Source organism: uncultured Parabacteroides sp., assembly GCF_947855115.1.
Lineage (GTDB): Bacteria > Bacteroidota > Bacteroidia > Bacteroidales > Tannerellaceae > Parabacteroides.
Genome location: NZ_CANTZW010000055.1, coordinates 1 through 7,914, shown reverse-complemented (window position 1 = coordinate 7,914; position 7,914 = coordinate 1). Strand labels below are relative to the sequence as shown.

Genomic DNA, 7,914 nt, shown 5'->3' with positions numbered 1-7,914 from the left:
CTTGCTTTTGGTTCACCTTGCCTTGCCAGATCGAACCTTGAGCAGAGAAAAATCCATAGCTGCCGCTTTAACATGATCTAAATCAGTACCCGGTCTTTTGCCGTGAAACGAAAGCAAACTCCATTTGTAACATTGGTCGCGCAATAAGAGTAGTTATGCGCATATACAAACTTACCCAAGAGTACGTTAATATTCGTAAACCCAGGTAAGATTCCATAGATATTATTAGAGAAAACCTAGAATTCAACCTCGTTTTTACTCCCTTATTATTCAAGGGGAGAACTCAATATAAATAGATAATAATTGAAACTTTCCGATCCTATATTGAATATACGTTAAATAATTTTATATATTATATATTTGCCCCCAACTTAAACAAGCACTTTAAGCCATACGTCAAACCCAAAGATCATCTAAGGATCAGATAAATTGAAATAATATTCATGCAAATCCATGGTTGCAGAATGAAATAATATATTAAAAACTAAGTAAATATGAAAAAAAAGGAAGTCAAATTTATTTCTCTTCTGTTGGTAGCAACAGCCATCAATATGACGGGTAATGTTTACGCTGGAATAGTACCGGAAAGGTCTGCCACGATGAATATCGTCCAACAAAATGGGAAAGTGACGGGTCGTGTAGTAGACTCGTATGGTCCGGTCATTGGAGCGTCTGTAGTGGTAAAAGGCTCCACTAACGGTTGCATTACCGACATGGATGGTAATTTTACGTTGGAAGGTTTGAAGAATGGTGACGTGATCCAGGTTTCATATGTAGGTTATGCCACCCAGGAAATTGTTTACACGGATAGTCAGCCTACTGTCAGTATCACTCTCAAGGAAGACTCCGAGCAGCTCGATGAAGTGGTTGTGACAGCTTTGGGTATCAAGAAAGACGCAAAAAAGTTAGGTTATGCGGTCAGTACAATCGGTTCGGAAGACCTGACCAAGACAGGTAGCTCGTCAATCGCCACAGGTTTGTACGGTAAGGCAGCCGGTGTGCGCATCAACTCGGCTCCGGGCGGAGGTACAGGCTCTATCTCCATCTCGGTACGCGGTCTCTCATCCATCACAGGTAACACACAGCCTCTCATTATCATGGACGGTGTGCCTATCCGTAACGGGAATGCCAACAACGAGGATTATTGGGCGAACCAACGTATCGAATCCAACGGTATGGTAGACATCAACCCCGAAGACATTGAAAACATCTCCATCTTGAAAGGTGCGGCAGCGTCTGCCCTTTACGGCTCAGAAGCCGCCAACGGTGTCGTGATGATCACCACGAAAAAAGGGAAAGCCGGCAGCGGCACACAAATTGACTTCAGCGCGAATGTCAGTTTCGATAAGGTAGCCTATATGCCAGGAATCCAAAAGGAATACGGCCCGGGATTGGATAACTACTATTTCAGTAACAGTGACACAAAAGCACTGACAGGATTTAGTAATTCGACTTATTTCGACCGGAGCGGCAATCCTCTACATACGGTAAACGTATCCACCCGCTACGCTTACGGCGCAAAATACGACCCTAACGTGATGATTGATTATTGGGACGGTACGAAGCGCGCCTATGAGCCGATCGACCATAACCAATGGGCCGACATTTTCCGTACAGGTGTAAATCAAACATATAACCTGTCGCTGATGAATAGCACGGAGAAGAACAACGTCCGCTTTTCTTACACCTACAACGACGTGAAGTCGATGCAGTACAACTCCAACAACAACAAGCACGTATTCAGTTTGAACGGAACTTTCAACGTGACAAACAACATCAAGTTGAACTATACGGCCAACTATACCAATCAGTACATTAAGAACCGCCCATATCGTATCAACCGGTTGGTGCAGAATTTCGGCGGTATGTTCACCGGTTTTACGGATGTAGCTTATTTGCGCGACCATACTATTACCAGTTTAGGATACCAGAACTCCATCGCAGCCATCAACGGAGGAGTATCAGAGACACTGACTCCCGACGAACAGCTCCTTTATACAAGCGGTTCGCAAGATATGATTTCCGGTTATTTCTGGAATATATTCGGTAAGCGACAAGAGGAAGATCACCAACGTTTCATCGGGTCGGTCAATCCGACATGGGACATCATCCCGGGCTTGACACTGAGTGGCCGTCTCGCTACAGATTTGACGGTGGATAAGACCGAGCTGATGGAAAACACGACAAACGCTCACATATTCTCGACAAACGGACAATATGATGACCTGTACTCTCTCGAAAACAGCCGTTATTCGATTGTTTATGGCGATGTGATGTTAATGTGGGACAAGACGTTCAATGAAAAGCATAACATAACCGCCAACTTAGGCTGGAACGCCCGCCAAGAATCCTATTATCTTTCAAACGTGAAAACACAAAACGGTTTGTCGCAAGAAAATTGGTTCCACCTAGAGGCTTCCGTTGGACAAAAGCTAGCCGAGATGACGAAGCAGCAATTGCTCCGTACAGGAGCTTTCCTGACCGCCAGCTACGGTTTTGACAACTGGGGATTCTTGGAAGGGTCCATCCGCCAAGAAAAGACCTCTACCCTCAGACATGGTAACAATGCGTTCTGGTATCCTTCCGCCAGCGCGAGTATCCTCTATACAGAACTGTTGAAAGACAAGAGACCGACTTGGTGGGACTACGGAAAGGTGCGCCTATCATATGGTGTCGTTGGTAACGCCCCGGAAATCTACATGGCTATGATGGCTTACGAACAAACATCGTATACCCGTGACAAAAACTACATCACGAATACGGTACCAACCACGCTGGGCAACGAAAACATCAAACCGGAAACCAAGTATGAATTTGAATTGGGTATCGAGAATAAGTTCTTGAACAACCGTTTGGGCATGGAGCTTAACTTCTACCAGAATACAATCAAGGACCAGATCCTGACAGCTACAGCCGCGGCCTCCATGGGTGCCACGGGTATGTTGATGAATGTCGGTGAGCTGGAGAACAAAGGTATCGAGTTGAACGTGTACGGTACGCCCATCGAGAACAAGGATTGGCGTTGGGATTTACGGGCTAACGTGGCATGGAACAAGAACCGAGTGAACAAATTAGCTGATGGCCTGGATGTGCTTTCCCACCAGACATTCGATAATGGCGCGGCCTCTTTGGAATCGCATGTGGGGGAAGCGATGGGTGACTGGTACACCTATGTGTGGGAAACAGATGAGAACGGGAATTACATCGTGGGTGACAACGGTCTGTACATTGCCTCTTCCGAACGGAAGAAGGTCGGTAACGCCATGCCGAAAGTAACAGGAGGTTTCGGAACCAGCCTGAGCTATAAGAATTGGACATTGGACGCTTCATTCGATTTCCGTTTCGGTGGTGACGTATTAAACCAACCATGGCAATTCATGATGTCAGCCGGTATCATTGAGGATGCTATCGGCGTACGCGACGCCTCGACTGGCGGTCTCTACTACTATAGCGATACAGAGAGCGTCTCCGACAAGTCTTCCATCCATATTGTACCTGCCGACCAGATCTCCAATTACGAACGCGGGACAACCATGGTCAATGGTCATTATGTGTATGACAACGGTTTAATCCTACCTGGAGTGAAGGAAGACGGCACACCGAACAATACTATTGTAACGCAATATGAAACGAACAGCAATATGTACGGCTGGGGTACAAGTACGTCCCAAAGTTACCAAGACGCGATTCAAAAGAACAGCTACATCAAATGCCGGGAAATCAGTCTAGGATACACGTTACCCACGTCTCTGACAAAGAAGTTCGCTTGCAAGCGCTTGCAACTCTCCGCTTTCGTACGCAACCCATTCTATGTCTACCGTACGTTGAAGTTGTTTGACGCAGAGACTTCCGACGGTACAAACTGGATCTACCAAGCACAAATTGGCGGCTCGACAGCTAGTTCACGTACATACGGTTTCTCTTTGCGCGCAAGTTTCTAACATTTTGAAAAACTAAAAAAAACTCATTTTTACAGTATGAAAAAGATAATTTCATCGTTACTAATCGGAACTTCCCTTTTGGTTTCCACCTCCTGCTCCGACTCAAGTTATGACGACAAATACGCGGATCCATCCAAGACGACAGAGGTCAACGTCCCGCAAGTATTTACAGGCGTACTGTTTAAAGCCAAGGCTTGGACAGACTTAATGTATTATCGGTACTATACACAGTCCGCGACAGAAGGTCTTTTCTCTGGAGTAATCGGCGATAACAACTCTTCCGGTCGTTTTCGCGGGCAGGGCGAGGGATACAACAATACCCATTGGCAGAATTTCTATGACATGGTGACACAGTACCGCCTTCTGGAAGCGACTTACGAGGAACTACCAGAGGATGAAAGGTCTATCAATGAAGTGTTCTTCCACTTGGCTCGTGTCGTTGTGTACGCTCAACTACACGAGATGCTGTCCTTGTTTGGCGATGTGCCATTCAACGGAGCGGGCACATTGTGGCAATCCAGTGACTATGACGCGGCTAAGACGCTGTGTGTGTATGACGACGACGTAGAACTCTATCGACAAATCTTGAACGACTTGAAGGAGACCGGCGACTACCTGAACGGAGGAGTGAACTCACAAAGCACTACCTCCTTGGCCAATCAAGACTACACGGTGGCTGCCGGCGATACAGAAATATGGCGTAAATATACTAATTCCCTGCGTCTGCGTATCGCCCTGCACCTCGCCACCAACGGTGAATGCACCAGCGAAGCCCACGCGGCCATTGCCGAGATTCTAAACAATCCGGGGCAATATCCTCTGATCGAAAGTAACGCGGAGAATATGGGTGTAAATGCCGACACTCAGACGGATGACTTCAATTATGGGAAAAGCCTGTCGCAGGCTCTCCATACCGGGAATATGGCGGCTGGTTCCCAGACCATGTTACGCGTGATGAACGTCCCGGAGAACGGTATCCCCGACAAGAACACAGACCCGCGCATTCAAGTAATGTACGACCCGAATCCCGATGGCGAATATGTGGCGTTTGATATCAAGTTGACAAACTCAGAGATCTCCAACCTAGAGGAACAGAAACGACAGGAATACATCAATCGTGGTATCACAACCGCCAATTATTACTGTGAGATCGACTCCCAGGCTGTAGCTGGCTGGGAGGAGTACCAAGGCAATGAAAATATCATGAGTCTCTGGCTCAATGCTGCCGAGGTAAGCCTTAGCAAAGCGGAAGCCTATTTGATGGGTTATGGTGTGGCAACCGACCAGAACAAGGCTCGCGAATGCTTTATCGAAGGTGTCAAACTCTCTACAGAGTTCTATTGGAACATGAAGAAAACCAGTACCCTTTACAAGGAGGGGAATGATAGCTATCGAGGCTACCGCACGTTGCAAGAACCAACCGGCGACGAGATTCAGGCTTATGCGGAAAGTATATGGGAACCGACTCAGGAACGGATTTGCGAACAACTTTGGCTGAACTTCAGTTTCATGAACGAATTGGAGGCTTGGAACGTGACACGCCGTACTGGTTATCCAGTCGTGTACTTCTCAAGGGATATACAGGTATCCAGCTATCCAACCCCTCCGCACCGCCTCCCCTATGTCAGTGATGAGTTGAACTACAACTCAGACAATGTACAGCAAGCCATCACGACAAACTGTGGGGGTGATAACACGCTGGGCGGCTACTATACCCCGCTCTTCTGGGCTAAAGAGAACTACTATCAGATGATTAACTAAAAATTCTGAATAAAAAGAGGATGCGAATGCGGCATCCTATCATATTTTCTCCCGTCTCTCCAATAGATGACGGGAGTTAAATAAAAAACACGTACATATTTCTCCAAAAAGACGAGGTGAAGTGCACCCCAAAAGTTAGACAAAAAACTTTTGGGGTGTTTTTTATGAAGTACAGTTACGAACAAAGGCTTATTATTGTTAGCCGGGTAAAACAAGGAGAGTTAATAGCCCATTTGTCGAAAGAGTATCACATCAATAAGACTCAGATATTGGCATGGGTGCGAATGTGGGACAAATATGGCCGTTCTGGACTGGAGCAACAGCCACATTGCCGTCCTACGGTTAAATTAAAGGAAGAAGTAGTACGTTTAATATTGGAAAAAGGCGTACCTTTGTCCCATGTAAGAATAGAATACAGAATTGGCAAGACGGCTCTACAACGCTGGGTCAGTACAGTACGTAAGTATGGTTATGAAGCTCTTACGCCGTCCAAACGCCGAGGAAGACCAATAAAAGAACCTATGGGACGTCCAAAAAAGAAAGAACCGCAAACGGAACTTGAGAGGCTTCAGGCCGAAAATCTCCGTTTGAGGGCAGAGAACGCGCTGCTAAAAAAAGCGAAGGCCTTAGTCGAGGCAAAGAAGGCCCAAGCACTTCTGAATGGGCGCGAACCATCGACGAACTAAGGTCGGATTATCCTCTTGACTTGTTATTGAAGTTAAAAAAGATGGCTCGTTCTGTGTTCTATTACCATCTGAAGCGCCTTAAAACGATTGATAAGTATTCCAATGAAAAGGAATCAATCAAACTAATTTTTCATGAACATAAGGGACGATATGGCTATCGGCGTATGACAGCGGAGATGCATAACCGTGGCTTTATGCTAAACCATAAGACCATCCTGAGGCTTATGGGTGACTTAGGGCTTAAAAGCAAAATACGCATGGTGCGATACCGCTCATACAAAGGTGAGGTTGGCAAGATAGCCCCAAACATAATAGACAGGAATTTTACGGCAGAAGCCCCCAACCGCAAATGGGCGACAGATATAACACAGATAAAAATCGGTTCTGTCACACTTTATCTTTCTCCGATATTGGATATGTTCAACGGTGAGATCATATCATACAACATCTCCCGGAAACCGGATATGGAACAGATATACGACATGTTGGATAAAGCGTTCACAAGGTTTGACAGTCTTGACGGACTTATACTCCATTCTGATCAAGGATGGCAATACCAACATTATGGCTACCGTAAACGTCTTGAAGAACATCATATAGTACAAAGCATGTCTCGTAAGGGTAACTGTCTTGACAACGCTATGGCGGAGAATTTCTTTGGGATTATGAAGTCTGAACTGATGTATACCGAGAATTTTGAATCTCCTGAAGCCTTTATAAAGGCTCTGGATAAATATATTGAATATTATAACAATAAAAGATTCAAAAACCGGTTAAATGGAAAGAGCCCGGTACAATACCGAACTCTTTCTATTACGGGATAATGTTTAACATGTCCAACTTTTTGGGGTCACTTCACTTTTTTTAAAGGCTTTATAGAGTCTGATTCCACCTAATATTTGAAGCTTCCTCCCCCCCCCAAGAACTCGCATAGCAAGGAGGTTCCGGGAAGTTTCTCTGTGGGGATGTAATTGAAGTAACGGAGGAAACGGAGCAGACGATACGCTTCCGCGTTCGCTTTACTGCTCTCCGGAACCTGCGCCAAGATAGGCTCCACATATTTCCGCAAGGCTGCCAGCTCATACAACATGGCGCTATTAAACATGGCATCCGCGTTCTCTTGGTACGGGAAAATCCATTTATCCTCTCCGCAACACACGCTAGGCCAACGGTTGATCGTTTCTTCCGCAGAATATCCCCTAAAACGGTAATCCCGGATAATACGGCGTAGCAAACGATTGTCCGTTGTCGGTATCCAGTTGTGGTTATCCAAGGAAATAGAGGTCAAGACCGAGACATACACCCGGTATTTATATTTATCCGTAAGTTCCGGATTCAAGGCATGTATACCCTCTATCACCAAAATCGAGTTCTCTCGAAGTTTTAATTTCTTTCCCTTGAAAATCCTTTAGTGCTCCAAGATAAAGCACAAGGGGCTATCGGGTTTGACTTCTCAAGAAACACTCATTACTGGACAGAGAAGGAAATCAGTGATCTGCGTATCATTGTCCGGGCATTAGCCATTC

At 45.7% G+C, this 7,914-nt stretch carries 3 protein-coding genes and 2 pseudogenes; 4 read left to right on the top strand and 1 reads right to left on the bottom strand.

Features of this window, described 5'->3' with window-relative positions:
• Positions 1-494: 494 nt before the first annotated feature.
• From Q0110_RS18095 to Q0110_RS18080, 4 genes and pseudogenes are all read left to right on the top strand, one after another.
• Positions 495-3,941, top strand: a complete 3,447-nt coding sequence (locus tag Q0110_RS18095) for a SusC/RagA family TonB-linked outer membrane protein (RefSeq protein WP_297909854.1) — start codon at positions 495-497, stop codon at positions 3,939-3,941.
• A 36-nt stretch (positions 3,942-3,977) separates the two neighbouring features.
• Positions 3,978-5,702, top strand: coding sequence for a SusD/RagB family nutrient-binding outer membrane lipoprotein (locus tag Q0110_RS18090; RefSeq protein ID WP_297909851.1), 1,725 nt, complete (start codon positions 3,978-3,980; stop codon positions 5,700-5,702).
• Positions 5,703-5,866: 164 nt separating this feature from the next.
• Positions 5,867-6,388 (top strand): helix-turn-helix domain-containing protein, encoded by a 522-nt coding sequence (locus Q0110_RS18085; protein WP_297909848.1) that lies wholly within the window; start codon positions 5,867-5,869, stop codon positions 6,386-6,388.
• Positions 6,370-7,212: pseudogene (locus Q0110_RS18080) on the top strand (IS3 family transposase); the annotation flags it as partial. The gene Q0110_RS18085 and the pseudogene Q0110_RS18080, both read left to right, overlap by 19 nt.
• A 68-nt stretch (positions 7,213-7,280) precedes the next feature.
• On the opposite strand, the pseudogene Q0110_RS18075 reads toward Q0110_RS18080, so the two are convergent.
• Positions 7,281-7,796: pseudogene (locus tag Q0110_RS18075) on the bottom strand (nucleoside kinase); the annotation flags it as partial.
• Positions 7,797-7,914: the final 118 nt, after the last annotated feature.